This is a genomic window from Actinomyces sp. SKVG-SVH-4(1) (genome assembly GCF_048514265.1).
Lineage (GTDB): Bacteria > Actinomycetota > Actinomycetes > Actinomycetales > Actinomycetaceae > Actinomyces > Actinomyces oris.
Window position 1 is genome coordinate 1 of sequence record NZ_JBGEVE010000019.1, and the last position, 16,997, is coordinate 16,997.

The window sequence follows — 16,997 nt, forward strand, 5'->3', positions numbered from 1 at the left end:
CTCCGGCAGCGGTCACCGTCCCGTCTGGTCGCGATACGGTTCCGTCATGGAGGGCGCAGGCGATCAGGCCCCGGTGGTCGCGTGGATGGAGCACCACCAGGTGGTCCTGTACCTGGGTGCGCTCGTGGCCGGCGCCGTCCTGGGGCTGGCGGCTCCCGCAGCCAGCAGCCTTCTGGAGGCGGCTGTCTCCCCGGTGCTGGTCACGCTGCTGTACACGACCTTTCTCGGTGTCCCCTTCCATCGCCTGCGGGCCGCCTTCGCCGATGCCCGGTTCATGGCGGCGCTTGTGGCGGTCAACTTCCTCGTGGTGCCGGCGGTGGTCCTGCCTCTGTCCCGGCTGGTCGCCGATGAGTCGGGGCTCCTGGCCGGCACTCTCCTGGTGCTCCTGGCGCCCTGCGTCGACTACGTCATGGTCTTAACCCGACTGGCCGGCGGCGCATGGTCACGCATCCTGGCGGCATCTCCGGTGCTCATGCTCCTCCAGGCCCTCGTCCTGCCACTGTGGCTGGCCCTCGCTGCCGGCTCACCCGGGGCTCAGGGAGGTGGTATCAGCTGGCGGCCTTTCGCGCAGGCCTTCGTCCTCATGATCGCACTGCCCATGGGGTTATCGATCCTCACGCGGCGCGCCGCACCCCGGGTCCGGTCCGCCGACCGGCTCGCTTCAGCAGCGACGGCGCTCATGGTTCCGCTCATGATGGCGACCCTGCTGCTCGTCGTCGCCTCCCAGGTTCCCCACGTCGCCTCCCGGCCCGACGTCGTCGCCCGGGTTGTTCCCCTCTTCGTGGCTTTCGCTCTGGTGATGCCGGCTGTGGGAGATGTCGCCGGGCGCATGGCTCACCAGGGACGCCAGGAGCGCCTGGCTATCGCCTTCTCCGGGACCACCCGTAACTCGTTGGTGGTTTTGCCGTTGGCTCTCGCGCTGCCCGATTCCATGGGGATGGCGCCGATTGTGGTGGTGGCTCAGACGTTGGTGGAGCTCGTCGTCATGGCAATCGGTGTCCGTCTGCTTCCCCGCCTTATTCGATAGGGGAGTGTGGGGAAGAAACCGATGCAATGATGATGCATTGATGTCAATGATGCAGAAGAACGACGTGGCCTGTGGGTCTCGGACTGCTCCGAGCCCCACAGGCCCCTGTCGTTGAGGGTGGCATCGCCCCTGGATCCCATATTCCAGAGGAGACTCAACCCTCCTTCGCCAGAGCGGCTCGCGCCGAGCTCCCTATCAACTCGGGCGGCCTCGAAATCCGATCGGTCATTGGGCTCCCCAACCCTCGCGACCAGTTCCGTCCGGCGGCGGTCACTATGTAACCCACTGCTCCTGAGGGAGCACTTCAATGTACCTGAGAATATTCTGGGAATCTAGTTGCGGAATTTGTTTCGTTTTCTTGGGGCTGGAGAAAGCCTTTTCAAAAGCGGGAAATATTGTCAATCTTTGATGTATTTTAAACGTATAGGCAACCCTTTTGTGTTGATTCTCGTCGGTGTTGTCCCGGAAGTGCCGTGTATTGTTCAGCCGTCCAACCGTTAATCAACGGGCGGAAGGTAGTGGTTGTCCGGCTCAGGGCGCCGGATGCCGCCAGCCCCCGATCTCTTCAAGGAGCAGTTGCCTATGCCGCAGGTCACCGGAGCCGTTCATGAGGTGGGTGTCGACCAGCTCTTCTTCTCCACCACTGATGCACGTGGCGTCATCCGCCACTCGAACAACGTCTTCATCGAGCTCTCGCGCTACCGGCGTGATGAGCTCTCCGGCGCCCCGCACAACATCATTCGCCACCCGGAGATGCCCGGTGGCGCCTTCAAGGCCATGTGGGACACCCTCAAGGCCGGCAGCCCCTTCGCTGCCTACGTGCGCAACCTCGCCGCCGACGGCAGCGAGTACGACGTCTTCGCCACCGTCACCCCGCTGTCCGACGGCGGCTACCTCTCGGTGCGCACCCGACCGGTGTGCTCCGACCTGTTCGACACCGCCTGTGCCATCTACCGCGACGCCCGCGCCACCGAGGACCAGGCCATCGATGGCGGGGCCAACCGTCGGGCGGCGGCCGAGGAGGGGCTGGGCCGTATCGCCGAGATGCTGGCCGGAGCGGGCCTGTCCTCCTACGAGGAGTTCCAGAACACGGCCCTGCCGGCGGAGGTGGCGCGTCGTGAGGAGCTCTCCGACGGTATCCCGGTGCGCCCAGACGCCACCGGGGACCTGCGCGTCATGCTCGACTCGGTCACCAGGATCGCCGCCGGGCTCGACTCGTGGATGTCCGGTCAGCAGCAGCTCGCCGAGCTCTCCGCCTCCCTCAAGGCCGCGGGGAAGGGACTGACCCGAACCCTGGAGGACCCTCGCCTGAGCGCCGCGCACATCTCCGCCCTGGACCGCTCCGACCCCCGGGTCAAACCCCTGGCCGACCTGCTGGACCTGTGGACCCAGATGCAGGGCCTGGTCAGTCCCCTCGTGGCGAGGCTCGTCGACACCCTGGCCCAGCTCGACACCAACGGCGCCCGCACCCGCTTCCGTATCGCCCTGGCCCGTCTGCACACCACCATCAGCTCGCTGTTCACCGTCGAGCTCATCGACGGCGTCGGAGACCCGCAGTACTCGGCGCAGGCCATCCCCGACCTCATCGAGTCGTTGCGTGAGGGCATCGCCGAGATGGAGCGTCAGACCCAGGCCCACAGTGCGCTCGCGGCCCAGGCGGTCGCCTACATCGGCGAGGCCAGCCGCATGATGACGATCCCGAACCAGCTCCTCATGCTGTGGACCGGATCGGCCGCGTCGAGCGACCCGGAGCTGCCCGCCACCGCCGCAGAGCTCTCCAGTGCCGCCTCCGGCGTGGTTGAGTCCGTGGGCCGTCGCCTGGCCGAGCTCGATGACCTTGCCGCCCGCTGCCAGGCCGCTCATGTCGCCGACAACTTTGCGGAGCTGAAGGAGGCCCTGGACTCCTTCACGACGGCGGCCGGTGCCGTCGCCCCGAGCTGAACCGGTTCGGCGCCGGTCGGCGAACGTATCCGTTCACCAACCGGCGCCGCTGCGCTGACCGGAAGCCGATCGGGCGCTGACGGGGTCGTCGTGACCCCGGCGGGCCTCAGTTCTGGCCGGGCCCGTCGCCTGGCCACAGGTGAGCCGAGGTGTCGGGGACAGCTGTGTCGGAGAATCCCGTGGACCCGCTCACAGATCCCGTCGGTGAGCCGTACGCGTAGGGGCCGGGCTGCTGCGGCCCGGTGGAACCGGCCGCGCTCGGGGGTGCTGAGAGGGCGCCCTGTCCGACAGACGCGGTTCCCACCGGAACGGGCACGGGAACGGGGGAGGCCCAGCGCAGCTCATCGCGAGGGACCTCGTAGACCACACCGGGGTAGCGACCGAACTGCTCCTCGCTGGGCACGGCCGAGGAGGTGGAGTCCAGCACCGCGAGCATCTGCTCCGGCGTCGGCCACGAGCCGGACGGCCCGCTGCCGCTGGGAGCCGGCGGCGGGAACCACGCCGTGAGCTCCGGCGGACGGATCATGATCCGCCCCGGGCGGGTGCGGTCGCGCAGGGCGTGGGCGCGCCAGGTGATGACCGGGTGTGTGGACCGCCAGACGGTCATGTGGAGCCACAGTCCCTTCTCCCGCGTGGCGCGATCCGCCAGGGCGTGGGTGTTGACCTCGGCACCCAGGTACTTGCCGCCGGAGAGCACCCCCACCACCCCGGGCACACCCGCAGGCGCGTAGGTGTAGCCGTGGTTGTCCGCCGTGTACTCCTGGGCCCGAACCAGCGCTTTGCCCAGAAGCGGGACGTTGAGGCCGAGGGTGACGAACAGCAGGCGCAGCATGGAGATGTGACCCGCGGCGAGGTGCCCGACCTCGTGCCCGATCACGAAGCGCAGCGCCTCAGGGTCGCGGGCCCGGCCACCGATCTCGAACATGTCGGAGTGGACGACCACGAAACGCCGGTAGCCGTGGCCGGCCGCGAAGGCGTTGATCTGACCGTTGCCCATGGTCACGTAGGCATCGGGGACCCGGCGCAGGCCGAACTGCTGGGCTGCCTCGACAACCATCCGATAGCCCTCCGGGAACTGGGTGGGACTCATCTGGACCGCGGTCGCGCGGAGCTTGGCGTACAGCATCGCGCGCGCCACCCACAGGATGATCGGGATGAGGGGCACCAGCAGGAGGAACTGCATGCCGCTGTTCTCCTCACTGAGGAAGAAGTCGCGAACCTGAGCCCCCAAACCGGTGGGTTCAGGCACGGCGACCAGCCAGATCACCAGGGCGATCCACACCAGGTAGGCCAGTGCAGTCGCCATGCTGGTCGCGATCAGGAGCGGGATCTCGGCGGGGTGACGCAGCTTGCGGATGCCCTTGATGCCGTGAACGGTCGCGCCGTTGAACATCCGGGGGCGGGAGGGGGGCACGGCCGGCGGCGTCGAGCCAAGGGGACCGGGGACGGTGGATGGAACATGTGGTGGCATGACGGCAACCTAAACGACTCGCCGCTGGATTCATCTCCTGCCCCAGGAGGATCTTCGCCTCCGGCTTATCGGTCGTCTGGTGGGAAAAGGTGTGGTTGATCGATTCCCTCAAACGGCCTTGTCGCTCCAGCGGTCCAGCAGGAGGCGGGGATCGGGCGGGACCTGACGCCGTCGATCGCAACCCCGTAGGCTCCTGCGCGTGCCACACTCCTCCCCGCCGTCTTCGCCGTTCTTGTCCTCGCAGCCCCTGCCCTCCCTGTCCGGGAACCCGGACCACACCGTGCCCTGGGGCATGCAGATCGCCGTGCGCTACGACAAGGTCCACCCGCCCCGGAGGATCGACGTCGCCGAGGCGGCCGCCCGCGCCGTCGTCTCCCTCCTGGCCTCACCCGCCGCCGCCCCCGGCGGGCCGTGGAACCCGGCCGTCGACTACTGGCGCGACGGGCGCATCCGCAAGCTCGTGCGTCGGGCCCGCGGCAAGCGCTGGGAGGAGGTCCAGGGCATCGACGGCGTCACCGTCACCCAGGACGGTCCGGCCGGCTGGGGGCAGGCGGCCGCCCGCGCCTTCGTGCCCGGGCCGGTGCGCCCCCTGCCCGGGGCCCTGGCCAAGACCCAGGTGGAGGGCACCCACTTCCCGCCCGGTGATGAGCTGCCCCCACCGCCCGCCGAGATCACTGCGCGCGTCGCCCAGGATCCGGCCGCGGCCGAGCGGATCGCGCTCACAGCGGCGTCGGCCTCCACCGGGGCCCTTGTGACGATCGAGGTGACCCCCCTGCACGAGATGACCTCGGGCAAGCTGGCCGCCCAGTGCGGCCACGCCGCCCAGCTGGCCTGGGAGAGCAGCGCCATGCCGCCCACCCTGAGACAGGCCTGGGCCGAGGACGGCTACCGGGTGCGCGTCGTCGTGCCCAGTCGGGAGCAGTGGGAGACCACCACCCGGCCCGTCAGCGTCACCGACGCCGGCTTCACCGAGCTCGACGGCCCCACCGAGACGACTCGCGCCTTCTGGTGAGGGCGCGGTACCTGGGTGTCCCTTCGCGCAGGGGCACCGGCGACCCGCCAGACATCCTCCATCAGCCCGTCATCGCCGCCAGGGCGGCCAGTCCCCGGACTCCCGCCCGGGCGAGCGTCTCAGGAGCCGTGGCGCCCTGAATCGGGAACTGCGTTTCCCGCCCAGAACGTACTTGTCCTCCAGATGACTGAGGCCGGACCCCAGTCATCTGGAGGACAACGCAGTCCTCGTCGAAGAAGGACCTCCCCGATCGGATGCCTACTGGGACTGCTCCTCGGGCTCCGGCACCCCGCGGAACACCCACAGCCGGATGAACACGTAGAGGTAGATGCCCTCGCAGCAGGCCGAGATGACGCGCGCCAGCTCGGCGTTGACCCCGAACCAGTGCAGCAGTGAGGACAGCCCCAGGATGAAGATGACGTACTGGCTGACGACCCCGGCCATGTAGCCCGCCCCCTGCTGGACGACGTGCCCGTGGGCCTGGAAGTTCAGCCACCGGTTGAGCAGGAATGAGTAGACGGACGCGATGGCGTAGCCGACCGTGACCGCCACCGGGTAGAACCAGTGGAGGTGGTTGTAGAACACCCAAAGGCAGGTGATGTCCAGGAAGAAGGCGGAGCCGTTGATGATCGCGTAGCCGATGAAGGTCACCGGCAGCCGACGGCGCACGAAGCCCGGCAGGACGGAGTGGATCGCCGTGATGAGGCGCAGGAAGACCTCCGGGGCGCGGCGGGTCGTGGAGGCGGAGGACTCGACGGTGGACGCAGCTCCTTCAGCGGTGGTGGTCCCGGGGGCCCGGTCGTCCGTCGCGGTTCCTGCCATGAGGTGTCCTTCCCTGTGATGGCTCCTGTCAGGGGGAGTCTTCCCCGACCGCGCCGGTTGGGCAAGTTCCGAAAGGAGGAGCAGTGGCCCGCCGGCTCATCCGTGCGGCGCAGAGGCGGCCGGCGTCAGGGCCTGGGCGACCTCGCGGCGCAACAGCTCGCCGCCGGCGTCGGCCGGGTGGTGGGTAGTGCGCAAGCCCACCTCGTGGGCCGCGGCGATGTTGGTGGCGCTGTCATCGACGAACAGGGCCTGGTCCGCCTCCACCCCCGCCAGCTCCAGCAGCCGGTGGAAGTAGGCGGCATCCGGCTTGGCCACCCCCAGCGTGCAGGAGTAGCCGTCGATGTCGCACAGGCCGTCATAGCCCAGCTGCTCACGCATCCAGGCCCGACGCTCCCACTGCTGATTGGTGGCCAGGACCGTGGTGTAACCCGCCTCGCGCAGGTCCCTCACCACCTGCCAGGCCACAGGGTCGGGCGTGGCCCGGTGCCACATCTCCAACAGGTCCGATGCGCGCAGCTCCAGCCCCAGGTTGCTCACCACCCGCTCCAGCAGCTCGGTGAGGGTCTCCCGACCTGCCAGGGCGTCGGTCTCACCGTCGATCATGGCCTGGGCGAAGGCGGGTCCGCCGCCGCGGGTCAGCGCCTCGACCCACGGGGTGCCGATGAGCTGCAGAACGCCGTCGGCATCGAGCAGGACGGCGCGCACGGGCGTGGACGAGGCGGGCGGGATGACTGGCTGAGAGATGCTCACACCCCGATTCTGCCCTACCTCACGGTGGGTTTTCTTGGGAGGTCGGTCGGGGTGTGGGGCGCACCGGTGGAAGACTGGGGCCATGACTGATGCTGCCAGCACCCCCACTCGTGACGCTGCCGAGATCCTGCGCGACGACGACGCCTACACCGACTCCCTCATCGACTTCGTCACGGCCTCGCCCAGCTCCTACCACGCCGCCGCCGAGGTCGCCCGCCGCCTGGAGGAGGCCGGCTTCACCCGTGCTGACGAGACCGTCACCTGGCAGGAGGACCTGCCGCGGCGTGGCTACGTCATCCGCGACGGCGCCATCGCCGCCTGGGCTCTGCCCGAGACGCTCAACCCGGGGGCGGGCGTGCGCATCGTCGGCGCCCACACCGACTCCCCGGCCCTCAAGCTCAAGCCCGCCGCCGCCCTCGTCCGCTCCGGCTGGCAGCTCATCAACGCCGAGGTCTACGGCGGCCCCCTGCTCGCCTCCTTCCTCGACCGCGAGTTGGGCCTGGCCGGACGCCTGACCACCCGCGACGGCGCCGTCCACCTCGTGCGCACCGGCCCCATCGCCCGCGTGGCCCAGATCGCCCCGCACCTGGACCGCAGCGTCAACGACACCCTCCACCTGGACCGCCAGACCCACCTGCTGCCCCTGTGGTCACTGGCCGAACCCGACGCCGCCCCCGACGCCGTCGAGACCCACCTGTGCGAGATCGCCGGCATCGACCCGGCCGAGCTCGCCGGCCACGACGTCCTGACCTACCCCACCCAGGCGCCCGCCCGCTTCGGCCGCGACGGAGAGTTCCTGGCCTCCTCCCGCCTGGACAACCTCTCCTCCGTCCACGCCGGACTGGTCGCCCTCGAGGCGCTCGCGGCCGCCGGGACCGAGCCCGCCGAGCCTGTCATCCTGGTCGCCTTCGACCACGAGGAGGTCGGCTCGGACACCCGCTCCGGGGCGGGTGGCCCCTTCCTCGAGACGCTCCTGCGGCGCCTGGCCCGGGTCCTGAGCGTCAGCGGTGACGGCCTCGAGGCCCTCATGGCCCGCTCGACCTGCGTGAGCGCCGACGCCGGGCACTCCGTCCACCCCGCCTACTCCCACCTGCACGACCCCGCCGTCCAGCCGCTCATCAACCACGGGCCCCTGCTCAAGATCAACGCCCAGCAGCGCTACGCCACCGACGCCGCGGGCGCCGCGATCTGGGCGCGGGGCTGTGCCGCCGCTGGCGTGCCCAGCCAGGACTTCGTCTCCAACAACGCCGTGCCCTGCGGGTCCACCATCGGCCCCATCACCGCCACCCGCCTCGGCATCACCACGGTCGATGTCGGCGTGCCCCTGCTGAGCATGCACTCGGCCCGCGAGATGGGCGGCGTCAAGGACGGCCCCTGGCTTGCCCAGGCCCTGCACGCCTACTGGCAGGGGGCCTGAGCATGGCGGGGAAGCAGGCGGGCCGCAGGGGCCGGTCGGACTCGCCGATCCGCGCCGCCGGCGTGCACGGCGCCGACCCCTGCCCCTGCGGCAGCGGGCGCACCTACGCCCAGTGCTGCGAGCCGCTCCACGACGGCGCCCCGGCGCCCACCGCCCAGGCCCTCATGCGCTCGCGCTACACGGCCTTCGTCGTCGGCGACGAGGACTACCTCTTCCGCACCTGGCACCCGCGCACCCGCCCCGAGGGGCCCTACTGCCACCCCGGGACCCGGTGGACGGGACTGACCATCCACGAGACCGTCGGTGGCGGGGAGGACGACGAGACCGGCATCGTGGAGTTCACCGCCACCTACCGCAGCGGCGACGGGCGCGGGGGAGTGGTGGAGGACGCCATGCGCGAGCGCTCCCGCTTCACCCGCCGCGCCGGCCGCTGGCTCTACCTCGACGCCGTCGGATAGCCCGTCGCGTCCGGCGATCGGGGCCCGCTTCGGTCCCGATCCGGTCGACTCAGCCGGCGTCGGTCACGACGATCTTCCCCACTGCGCGCCCGCTCTCGATGAGGCGGTGAGCTGCCCGTATCTGCGCAGCATTGCGAGGCGTGAGCGTCTGGGACGCAGTGCCACGGATTCTTCCGCTGTCGATGAGCTCGGCGATGGTGGAGAGGATGTGGTGCTGGGTGATCAGATCTTAGCCGTGCCTGGGGCGGGCGAACATGAACTCCCAGTGCCATGAGATGGCCTTGTCCTTGAGCGCGTACAGGTCCAGGTCTCGCTCGTCGTCGATGGCGACGATCTCCCCGAAAGGACGAACCACTGTGGTCAGCAGCGGCACGCGCCCTCGGCTCTGCGGGGTGAAGACGTATTCGACGCCGTCCGGTGCGATGGCGAGAATCTGCTGCGCGAGGTCCTCGGCGAAGTGGTCCACCACTGCGTCGGCACCCAGCGACCGGACCCAGTCACGGGACTCCTCGCGTGAGGCAGTGGCGATGACGGAGACATCAGTGAGGGCCTTGGTCAGCTGGATCACCATGGAGCCCACCCCTCCTGCGGCTCCCAGGACGAGGATCGTGCCTGTGGAGTCCCTGCTCAGGTGGAGCTTGTCGAAAAGAGCCTCCCACGCGGTGAGGGAGGTCAGGGGCAGTGCCGCCGCACTTGCATAGTCCAACGAGCTCGGCTTCGGTCCGACGATGCGTTCGTCCACGAGCTGCAGCTGTCCGTAGGAGCCGGGACGCTCCAGTGCTCCGGCGTAGTAGACGTCATCGCCGGGCTGGAAGAGGGTGGTCTGCTCGCCGACCGCGATGACCGTCCCCGCTGCATCCCATCCCAGGATGCGTTCCTCGCCGCCGGTGTGGTTGAGGGCGGCGCGCACTTTGACGTCAACGGGGTTGACGGACAGTGCCTTGACCTCCACGAGGATGTCGTGGCCAGTGGGAGCCGCCGGGGCGGGGACGGTGGCATCGACCAGGACATCCGGGATGTCCACCGAGCCTCCGGATCGAGTGACGACAGCGGTCATGGTGCGTCGGGTGTCAGGGCTGCTTGAGGGCATCGATAGCTCCTTGCTCTCCTTGCTCATCGGCTTGTGCCAGGTTCGACGGATGTGCACCGTCAACGAGCACAGACCGTAGTCAGAAGAAAGTGGTTACCCGCAACGACCTCTACTATGAAAAAGATAGTGGGGTGCTGGTGAGCTGGCCGTGACGGCGTCCGAATGCCCAGGGACTCGTGGGCGCGCCGTAGGCCCGCAGCACCCTGAGAGTCCGATGTCGAGGGCTCAGGTGCGTTCCCGACGAACTGTGCGCAGTGTTGATTCCCCGGGGCGTGGCCCTGGGGAATCACCTTCATATCGACACGCGACCTAGGGGGTCGACCTCGCGTGAGTCAGCGCATGCGCGTATCGGGACTCGGCCCATTCCCGAAGCGCGAATACCGGTTCGACGGCGCTCCGGCCGACCTCCGTCAGGGAGTACTCCACGTGAAGAGGAACCTCCGGGATCACCTCTCGGTGCACGAGTCCGTGGTCCTCCAACCGGCGCAGCGTAGCGGTCAGCACCTTCGGCGAGATTCCTTGAAGGCGCCGTTGCAGCTCCCCGAAGCGCAACGGTCCCTCGGCCAGTGCGCCGATGGCCAGCGCGGACCACTTGTTGGCCACGACGTCCAGAAGGTCGCGGCACGGGCACTGCGAGGAGTACACGTCCCCGCGGTGCCTCTGCGTGCTGCGCACCGTCGAATCGCTGCTGCCCAAGGATCTACCTCCAGAAGATGGATACGTCGCATGCGACTGAGGACTTCCCAGGAGATAGTACTGGTGTCGGGCGGTCCGAGGACTCGCTCAGCTCCAGGTGCCGCGCCAGTACTGGATGGGCCAGGGGGCCTCCTCCCAGGAGCGCGCCCCCAGGTCGGCCGCCCAGCGCAGCGGCAGGTAGGGGTCGCGCAGGGCCGCCCGGCCCACGGCGATCGCGTCGGCCTGTCCGGAGATGAGCGCCTGCTCGGCCTGGGCCGCGTCCTCGATGAGACCCACGCCCACCACCGGGACGTCGCTGCCGGCCACGGCCCGCTTGACCTGCTCGGCCAGCGGCAGCTGGTACCCGGGCCCCACCGGCACCGCGGCCGGGACGTTCCCGCCGCTGGAGACGTGCAGGACGTCAACACCGGCCTCCACCAGCTCGCGGCTGAAGGCGGCGGTCTCCTCGCCGGTGACGCCGCCCTCGGCCCAGTCCGAGGCCGACAGGCGGATGTCGAGCACCGTCTGCGACCCGATGGCCTCGCGCACGGCCCGCACCACCTCGAGCGGGAAGCGCTGCCGGTTCTCCACGCTTCCGCCGTAGGAGTCGGTGCGCTGGTTGGACAGGGCGGAGCGGAACTCGTGGATGAGGTAGCCGTGGGCCCCGTGGATCTCGACGACGTCGTAGCCGGCCTCGACGGCGCGCCGCGCGGCCGCCGCGAAGGCCTCCACGATTCGACCGATCCCGGCCTCGTCCAGCTCGCTGGGAACCGCGTGCTGGGGGAAGGGGATCGCACTGGGGGCCAGCAGCTCCCAGCCCTCCAGGGTGCCGGTGCGCGCGCCCTCCACCTTGGGGCGCCACGGAGGGGTCCCCGACTTGCGCCCGCCGTGCCCGATCTGGATACCCGCCAGGGCCCCGCCGGCGTGGATCGCCTCCACCAGGCGGCGCTGGCCGGCGACCTGCTCATCCGACCACAGCCCCAGGTCGTTGGGGGACAGGCGCCCCTCCGGGGTGACCGCCGTGGCCTCCACGATGACCGTGCCGAAACCGCCCACCGCGCGGCTGGCGTAGTGGACCACGTGCCAGTCGGTGACGATGCCGTCCTGCGCCTCGACTGAGTACATGCACATCGGCGGCAGCCACAGGCGGTTGCGAGCGGTCAGCCCGCGCATGGTCATTGGCTCAAGAATGCGCAGCGCGCTGGAGGAACTCATGACCTCACGCTACTCTCCCGACCACTCGGCCGACATGGGGCGGGAATCACCCGTGCGATGGCGCCATGGAACCCATAGGCTCCCGGGCGTGATCTCGCGTCCCGTCCCCGTCACCGACCCCCGTCACCGGCCCGCCCCCATCACCCACGGCCCCGACGACGTCGCCCTCGTCTTCGAGAGCGGCGGCATGCGCGGGGCCTACACGGCCGGACTCGTGCGCGTCATGCTGGAGGCGGGGCTGTCCTTCCCCTGGGTCGGGGGCATCTCAGCGGGCTGCACCAACACCTGCAACTTCGTCTCCCGGGACACCTGGCGCACCCGTGAGGCCTACCTGGGACTGACCACCGACCCCCAGGCCGGCGGCTGGGGCAGCTTCGTGACCGGCAAGGGCTACTTCAACTCCGAGCACATCTACCTGCACACCTCCGCCCCTGACGAGTCCATCCCCTTCGACTGGGAGACCTTCGCCGCCTCACCCACCACGGTGCGCCTGGGCGCCTTCCGCTGCGACACCGGCGAGGAGGTCTACTGGGGCCTGGAGGACATGCCCGCCATGGCGGACCTGCTGGTGCGGGCCCGGGCGTCGTCGTCGATGCCGGTGCTCATGCCCATGGTCGAGGTCGACGGCGCCCCCTACGTGGACGGCGCCGTCGGGCCCACCGGCGGCTTCGCCATCGACGCCGCCCGCGTGGACGGTTACGACAAGCTGCTCGTGGTCATGACCCGTCCCGAGGGCTACCGCAAGCCGCCCATGCGACGCCACGAGATCGAGATTCTCCAGCGGCTCTACCCCCGCTACCCGGCCCTGGTCCAGGCAGTCATCGACCGCCCCGAGAACTACAACCGCACCGTCGAGGAGCTGGAGCACCTGCGCAGCCAGGGGCGCGCATACCTCTTCCGGCCCGAGCGCATGCCCATCGCCAACGGCGAGCTGCGCTACGACCGCATCGTCACCGCCTTCGAGGCCGGACTGGCCCAGGCCCGCCGCGAGCTTCCCGCCATTGAGGCCTTCCTGGCGAGCTGAGCTCAGTGCGGCAGGGCAACGCCGTAGCGGTCGATGTCCTGGCCCTCATCGAATCCGAAGGTGATGATCGGGGGTACCGGCCTGCCGCCGTCGAGGGAGGCGGCCAGCAGCTCCAGGACGTGGCGCTCGTGCGGCGGGACCGCCTCGGGCAGGTCGGTCAGTGAGAACCAGCGCAGACCCGCGTTCTTGGCCGGCTCACGCACGGCCGGCGTGCCCGTCCAGGTCCGCAGCGTGAAGAACAGGTCGATGCGCTGCTCCAGGGCCGCGCCGCCCAGGTCATTGGTGCGGTGCATCGCCGTCAGCGCGTCAAGGTCCTTCGCCTCGACGCCGATCCCCAGCTCCTCATCGGTCTCGCGCACAGCCGTCTCCAGGACGCTCTCGGCGGCCTCGACGTGCCCCGAGGCGCCGCAGGCCCAGTGCCCGTCCATGTAGCCGGTGTTCCGCCTCAGCTGGAGGAGCACCTGGGTCGCGCTGCTCGCCGCTGCGGCATCCTCGCCCACGGCAACCGGATCGGGACGCAGGAGGTAGACGTAGGCGGCGGGAACGAGGGTGAAGGAGTGGGCTGCCATGGCGACCACCGTAGACCAGGTGCCGGAGCGGAGCCGGACCGGCGGGGGATATGAGGAGAACGGTCGGGATACGGGAGACAGGGACTCATGAAACCATCAGGAATGTAGGCGATGCTCCGGTGCAGTCAGTCATCAGTGGCCGTCTACGGCAGCTTTGCAGCGTGCCCGTCCTGGGTGGGGCATCTGAGAATCACCTCGACGGTAACGCTGCCGGCTCGACGTCGGACAACTAGGATCCACCCTGGGGTGACGGGAGATCTCGGACCCAGTCCGCGGACCCGACGTCGCCGCCGACCGCCAGTCGTCGACACGATCAATGATGACCGATGCCGACCTGAGCCCGACCGACGCCCCGTTGACGTCGATTGACGACGCTGCTTGAGGAGGACCCGATGCAGACCAGCCTTACTCGGCTCACAGCCGACGACGGAACGCGTCTGGTCGTGCACATCTGGCTCCCCGAGTGGCTCATCGACGGCTCCCTCCTGGTGGCCGACGCCCCCGAGGCCGATTCCCCAGCGCCCACCTCGGCCGCGCCGCGTCCGCAGGTACCCGGCGCGGCCCGCCCTCGGGGCGTCATCGTCATCGCCCACGGCATGGCCGAGCACGCCTCGCGCTACGCCCGCTTCGCCGCCTCGGCGGTGGAGGAGGGCTATGCGGTCCTGGCCGGCGACCACCGAGGCCATGGGGCCACCGCCGCCCCGGGAGGCTTCGGCTTCGTCGCCGAGAAGGGCGGCTGGGAGAGGGTCGTGGCCGACATGGGCACCGTCCTGGACGCGGCTCGGCGGGCCTGGCCCGATGTTCCGGTCTTCCTCATGGGCCACTCCTGGGGCTCCTTCCTGGCCCGCGACCTGGCCGCGCGCCGCGGCAACGAGCTGGCCGGCCTCATCCTGCTGGGAACCGGCTCAGGAACTGGTGCGCTGACCCGTCCCGCCGCCGCGGTCTGCGCCGGGGAGTCCCGGCTGCGCGGCCCGCGCCACCCCTCTCGGCTGCTCAACGCGCTCGCCTTCGGCCCCTACCAGCGCCACTTCGCCCCCAACCGCACCGAGGCCGACTGGATCAGCCGGGACGTTCACGAGGTCGACCGCTACGTCGCCGACCCCTGGTGCGGATTCGTGTGCACCGCCAGCTTCTTCCGCGACCTCGTTGCCGGAGGAAGGGCCGTCAACACGGCCGCCCACGCCGCGGCCGTGCCTGCGGGGCTGCCCATGCTCCTGGCCTCCGGTGACCGGGACCCGGTCGGTGCCATGGGCCGGGGTGTCCAGCGCTCCGCCACCCTCTACCGCCGCGCCGGCGTGCGGGAGGTCTGCGTCATCCTCTACCCGGGCGGGCGCCACGAGCTGCTCAACGAGACCAACCGGGACCAGGTCACTGGCGACATCCTCACCTGGATCGACGGACACCTGCCAGAACTGTGAGAACCGACGGGTGATCGCGGGTTTCAAGGCGGTTAGCCGCGTCATCCTTGTAGGAAACCTACAAGTTGTGCGGTGGCTCTTCGGTGGGAACCGGTCGTTCGTCAGCTCTGCGATCCCCGTAGGGTGGAGCCATGGTCACCAAACCCTCCTCCACGTCAGCCGCCGGTAGCCTCGCCCACAGTTCCGCACTCGCCCACGTTCGTGACGCCGGGCTGGTCCTGGCGGGAACGCTCGCCCTGACCCTCATCGGCCAGATCGTGATCCCCCTGCCCTTCACTCCGGTGCCGATCTCCATGGGCACCTTCGCAGCCCTTGGCGTCGGAGCCGTGCTCGGCTCGCGCCGTGGCGCCCTGTCCGCGATGCTCCTCGGCGCCCTGGCCGCTGTTGGGGCTCCGGTCCTTGCCGGTTGGACCGGGGGCACCGTCGTGACCTTCGGTTACGTCATCGGCTACACCCTCATCGCCGCTATCGCTGGACGCGCCGCCACCGTGTGGTCGCGCCACTCCGGCTCCGCAACCTCCCGGGTCGCCACCGGCGTCGCCCTCATGCTGCTGGCCTCGGCCTCGGTATACGTCCCGGGCCTCATCTGGCTGAAGGTCGCCACCGGCGCCAGCTGGAGCACTGCCCTGAGCCTGGGCCTGGTGCCCTTCATCGCGGGAGACATCCTCAAGTCCGTGGTCGCCACCGGCCTGCTCCCCGCGCGCAGCCGCCTTCGCTGACCGCCTGACGACGCGGGTCGGACCCTCCGTGTGCCCCGCCGGGCTCCGCGCTCGGCGGGGCACACGGGCCTGAGGGCCCGCTTCGGGGTGGTCGGAGGGGGTTAGAGTGCCCGTATGAGTCAGCCCGAAAGGCGGGCCGTACCCGTCCTGTCCGTCATGGACATGGTCCCCGTCAGCGCCGGATGCAGCCGCACCGACGCTCTTACCGACATGATCGCCCTGGCTCGAGCCGCCGACGCCGCCGGCTACGAGCGCTACTGGTTGGCCGAGCACCACGGCTCCACCACCTACCTGTCCTCGGCGACCATCGTCCTCATGGGGCAGGTCCTGGCCGCCACCGAGCGCCTGGGTGTCGCCTCCGGCGGGATCATGCTGCCCAACCACGCCCCGCTCGTCGTCGCCGAGCAGATCGGAACCCTGGCCACCCTCTACCCCGGCCGGGTCGATCTGGGACTGGGGCGAGCCCCGGGCACCGACCGGCGCACGGCCGCTGCACTGCGCCGAGGGGCCTCCGATCCGGGCCGCTTCGCCGAGGAGATCCTGGAGATCCTCACCTACCTGGGTGACGAGCCCGTGCCTGAACGGGTCCCCGGCTCCCTCCTCCTGGGCGCCCCCGGCCTTCCCGACGACGCCCTCCACGCCCCTGAGCCCGGCGGCCCCCGGGTGCGGGCCATCCCCGGGGAGGGCACCCGCCCGACCGTGTGGGTGCTCGGTTCCTCGGTCAACGGCGCCCGCGTGGCGGGCCGGCTCGGACTTCCCTTCGCCGTCGCCTCGCACTTCGCCCCGGTCCAGGCGGAGGCGGCGATCGCCACCTATCGCTCCGTCCTGGAGTCCCCTACTGAAGGCGCCCTCGGCACCCAGGGCGCGCCGGACGTCCCGCGGGTCGCGGCGGCCGTCAACGTCATGGTGGCCCCCAGCCAGGAGGAGGCCCGCCTGCTGTTCAGTACCGCCATGGCCGCCGCCGCCCGCATCGTCGGCAACCGTCCCGGGCCGCTGGACCCGCCCAGCCAGGACCCCGAGGCCTGGCGCGCCTACGCGCCCGGCCGGGAGGGAGCCGTCGAGGCGGCCATGTCCCTGTCCTTCGTGGGCACGGCCGACGACGTCGCCGCCCGCCTGCGTGAGCAGGCCGCCCGGTGGGACCTCGATGAGATCCTGGTGGTCACCTACGCCCACGACCCGGCCCTGCGGCGCCGCTCCTACGAGCTGCTCGCCCAGGCCTGGAACGCCTGAGGCCACCGGGTTCTCACGGTTTGACGCGGGTTCCACGTGTCGATCCTGTTTCCATAGCAAACATAAGATCTCCACCTGTGGGCGGCGCCTGAGCCCCTCAGTGCGCCGGAAGCCCTCTGATCCAGTGACGAATCCCCGTCGGTTCCATGCCCCATGGAG

The 16,997-nt window shown here is 70.1% G+C and carries 17 protein-coding genes; 9 read left to right on the forward strand and 8 right to left on the reverse strand.

Features of this window, described 5'->3' with window-relative positions; all coding sequences use genetic code 11:
- Positions 1-1,027: arsenic resistance protein (locus AB7V09_RS12000; protein ID WP_419143894.1), on the forward strand; the 1,027-nt coding region annotated here is incomplete at its 5' end.
- Between the two features lie 582 nt (positions 1,028-1,609).
- Entirely contained in the window at positions 1,610-2,968 is a 1,359-nt protein-coding gene (locus AB7V09_RS12005; RefSeq protein WP_419143895.1) for a PAS domain-containing protein, read from the forward strand.
- A 106-nt stretch (positions 2,969-3,074) separates the two neighbouring features.
- Here AB7V09_RS12005 and AB7V09_RS12010 read toward each other — a convergent pair whose 3' ends face one another.
- Positions 3,075-4,361 (reverse strand): M48 family metallopeptidase, encoded by a 1,287-nt coding sequence (locus tag AB7V09_RS12010; RefSeq protein ID WP_419143918.1) that lies wholly within the window; start codon positions 4,359-4,361, stop codon positions 3,075-3,077.
- A gap of 277 nt (positions 4,362-4,638) precedes the next feature.
- On the opposite strand from AB7V09_RS12010, the gene AB7V09_RS12015 reads away from it, so the two are divergent.
- Entirely contained in the window at positions 4,639-5,451 is an 813-nt protein-coding gene (locus AB7V09_RS12015) for a peptidyl-tRNA hydrolase (RefSeq protein ID WP_419143896.1), read from the forward strand.
- 258 nt (positions 5,452-5,709) lie between these two features.
- Here the strand turns inward: AB7V09_RS12015 and AB7V09_RS12020 are convergent, their stop codons facing one another.
- Together AB7V09_RS12020 and AB7V09_RS12025 are read right to left on the reverse strand one after the other, a co-directional pair.
- Complete coding sequence (locus tag AB7V09_RS12020; RefSeq protein WP_419143897.1) at positions 5,710-6,273, reverse strand: GtrA family protein; 564 nt, start codon at positions 6,271-6,273, stop codon at positions 5,710-5,712.
- Between the two features lie 96 nt (positions 6,274-6,369).
- On the reverse strand, positions 6,370-7,023 hold the full coding sequence (locus AB7V09_RS12025; protein ID WP_419143898.1) for an HAD-IA family hydrolase: 654 nt from the start codon (positions 7,021-7,023) through the stop codon (positions 6,370-6,372).
- Positions 7,024-7,105: 82 nt separating this feature from the next.
- On the opposite strand from AB7V09_RS12025, the gene AB7V09_RS12030 reads away from it, so the two are divergent.
- Both AB7V09_RS12030 and AB7V09_RS12035 read left to right on the forward strand, forming a co-directional pair.
- Positions 7,106-8,440 carry a M18 family aminopeptidase gene (locus AB7V09_RS12030; RefSeq protein ID WP_419143899.1) on the forward strand — a complete coding sequence of 445 codons (1,335 nt, stop codon included), beginning with the start codon at positions 7,106-7,108 and terminating at the stop codon, positions 8,438-8,440.
- Positions 8,441-8,442: 2 nt separating this feature from the next.
- On the forward strand, positions 8,443-8,898 hold the full coding sequence (locus AB7V09_RS12035; RefSeq protein WP_279014614.1) for a YchJ family protein: 456 nt from the start codon (positions 8,443-8,445) through the stop codon (positions 8,896-8,898).
- A 49-nt stretch (positions 8,899-8,947) separates the two neighbouring features.
- Here the strand turns inward: AB7V09_RS12035 and AB7V09_RS12040 are convergent, their stop codons facing one another.
- The 4 genes from AB7V09_RS12040 to AB7V09_RS12055 all read right to left on the reverse strand — a co-directional run bounded on the left by AB7V09_RS12040 (position 8,948) and on the right by AB7V09_RS12055 (position 11,878).
- Positions 8,948-9,124 carry a zinc-binding dehydrogenase gene (locus AB7V09_RS12040; RefSeq protein ID WP_419143919.1) on the reverse strand — a complete coding sequence of 59 codons (177 nt, stop codon included), beginning with the start codon at positions 9,122-9,124 and terminating at the stop codon, positions 8,948-8,950.
- Between the two features lie 3 nt (positions 9,125-9,127).
- Positions 9,128-9,988, reverse strand: coding sequence for a zinc-binding alcohol dehydrogenase family protein (locus tag AB7V09_RS12045; RefSeq protein ID WP_419143900.1), 861 nt, complete (start codon positions 9,986-9,988; stop codon positions 9,128-9,130).
- 309 nt (positions 9,989-10,297) lie between these two features.
- Positions 10,298-10,663 (reverse strand): winged helix-turn-helix transcriptional regulator, encoded by a 366-nt coding sequence (locus AB7V09_RS12050; protein ID WP_256694824.1) that lies wholly within the window; start codon positions 10,661-10,663, stop codon positions 10,298-10,300.
- A gap of 108 nt (positions 10,664-10,771) precedes the next feature.
- The gene (locus AB7V09_RS12055; RefSeq protein ID WP_419143901.1) at positions 10,772-11,878 is read right to left on the reverse strand and encodes an NADH:flavin oxidoreductase/NADH oxidase; all 1,107 of its coding nucleotides are present in this window, start codon (positions 11,876-11,878) and stop codon (positions 10,772-10,774) included.
- Positions 11,879-11,912: 34 nt separating this feature from the next.
- Between AB7V09_RS12055 and AB7V09_RS12060 the strand changes: the two genes are divergently transcribed.
- A complete protein-coding gene (locus tag AB7V09_RS12060; protein ID WP_419143920.1) occupies positions 11,913-12,902 on the forward strand; it encodes a patatin-like phospholipase family protein in 990 nt (329 codons plus the stop codon).
- Positions 12,903-12,904: 2 nt separating this feature from the next.
- Here AB7V09_RS12060 and AB7V09_RS12065 read toward each other — a convergent pair whose 3' ends face one another.
- The gene (locus tag AB7V09_RS12065; RefSeq protein ID WP_419143902.1) at positions 12,905-13,471 is read right to left on the reverse strand and encodes an NUDIX domain-containing protein; all 567 of its coding nucleotides are present in this window, start codon (positions 13,469-13,471) and stop codon (positions 12,905-12,907) included.
- 392 nt (positions 13,472-13,863) lie between these two features.
- Here AB7V09_RS12065 and AB7V09_RS12070 point away from each other — a divergent pair, with 392 nt between their 5' ends.
- From AB7V09_RS12070 to AB7V09_RS12080, 3 genes are all read left to right on the forward strand, one after another.
- Complete coding sequence (locus AB7V09_RS12070) at positions 13,864-14,889, forward strand: lysophospholipase (protein ID WP_419143903.1); 1,026 nt, start codon at positions 13,864-13,866, stop codon at positions 14,887-14,889.
- Positions 14,890-15,020: 131 nt separating this feature from the next.
- On the forward strand, positions 15,021-15,608 hold the full coding sequence (locus tag AB7V09_RS12075; RefSeq protein ID WP_419143904.1) for a biotin transporter BioY: 588 nt from the start codon (positions 15,021-15,023) through the stop codon (positions 15,606-15,608).
- Between the two features lie 114 nt (positions 15,609-15,722).
- Positions 15,723-16,838, forward strand: a complete 1,116-nt coding sequence (locus tag AB7V09_RS12080; RefSeq protein WP_419143905.1) for an LLM class flavin-dependent oxidoreductase — start codon at positions 15,723-15,725, stop codon at positions 16,836-16,838.
- Positions 16,839-16,997: the final 159 nt, after the last annotated feature.

What these genes read in the sequence shown, in the direction of transcription:
- AB7V09_RS12005 (WP_419143895.1), top strand. Translation starts at nt 1,610, where the DNA reads ATGCCGCAGGTCACCGGAGCCGTTCATGAGGTGGGTGTCGACCAGCTC.
- AB7V09_RS12010 (WP_419143918.1), bottom strand. Translation starts at nt 4,361, where the DNA reads ATGTTCAACGGCGCGACCGTTCACGGCATCAAGGGCATCCGCAAGCTG.
- AB7V09_RS12020 (WP_419143897.1), bottom strand. Translation starts at nt 6,273, where the DNA reads ATGGCAGGAACCGCGACGGACGACCGGGCCCCCGGGACCACCACCGCT.
- AB7V09_RS12030 (WP_419143899.1), top strand. Translation starts at nt 7,106, where the DNA reads ATGACTGATGCTGCCAGCACCCCCACTCGTGACGCTGCCGAGATCCTG.
- AB7V09_RS12035 (WP_279014614.1), top strand. Translation starts at nt 8,443, where the DNA reads ATGGCGGGGAAGCAGGCGGGCCGCAGGGGCCGGTCGGACTCGCCGATC.
- AB7V09_RS12045 (WP_419143900.1), bottom strand. Translation starts at nt 9,988, where the DNA reads ATGCCCTCAAGCAGCCCTGACACCCGACGCACCATGACCGCTGTCGTC.
- AB7V09_RS12055 (WP_419143901.1), bottom strand. Translation starts at nt 11,878, where the DNA reads ATGAGTTCCTCCAGCGCGCTGCGCATTCTTGAGCCAATGACCATGCGC.
- AB7V09_RS12060 (WP_419143920.1), top strand. Translation starts at nt 11,913, where the DNA reads ATGGGGCGGGAATCACCCGTGCGATGGCGCCATGGAACCCATAGGCTC.
- AB7V09_RS12065 (WP_419143902.1), bottom strand. Translation starts at nt 13,471, where the DNA reads ATGGCAGCCCACTCCTTCACCCTCGTTCCCGCCGCCTACGTCTACCTC.
- AB7V09_RS12070 (WP_419143903.1), top strand. Translation starts at nt 13,864, where the DNA reads ATGCAGACCAGCCTTACTCGGCTCACAGCCGACGACGGAACGCGTCTG.
- AB7V09_RS12075 (WP_419143904.1), top strand. Translation starts at nt 15,021, where the DNA reads ATGGTCACCAAACCCTCCTCCACGTCAGCCGCCGGTAGCCTCGCCCAC.
- AB7V09_RS12080 (WP_419143905.1), top strand. Translation starts at nt 15,723, where the DNA reads ATGAGTCAGCCCGAAAGGCGGGCCGTACCCGTCCTGTCCGTCATGGAC.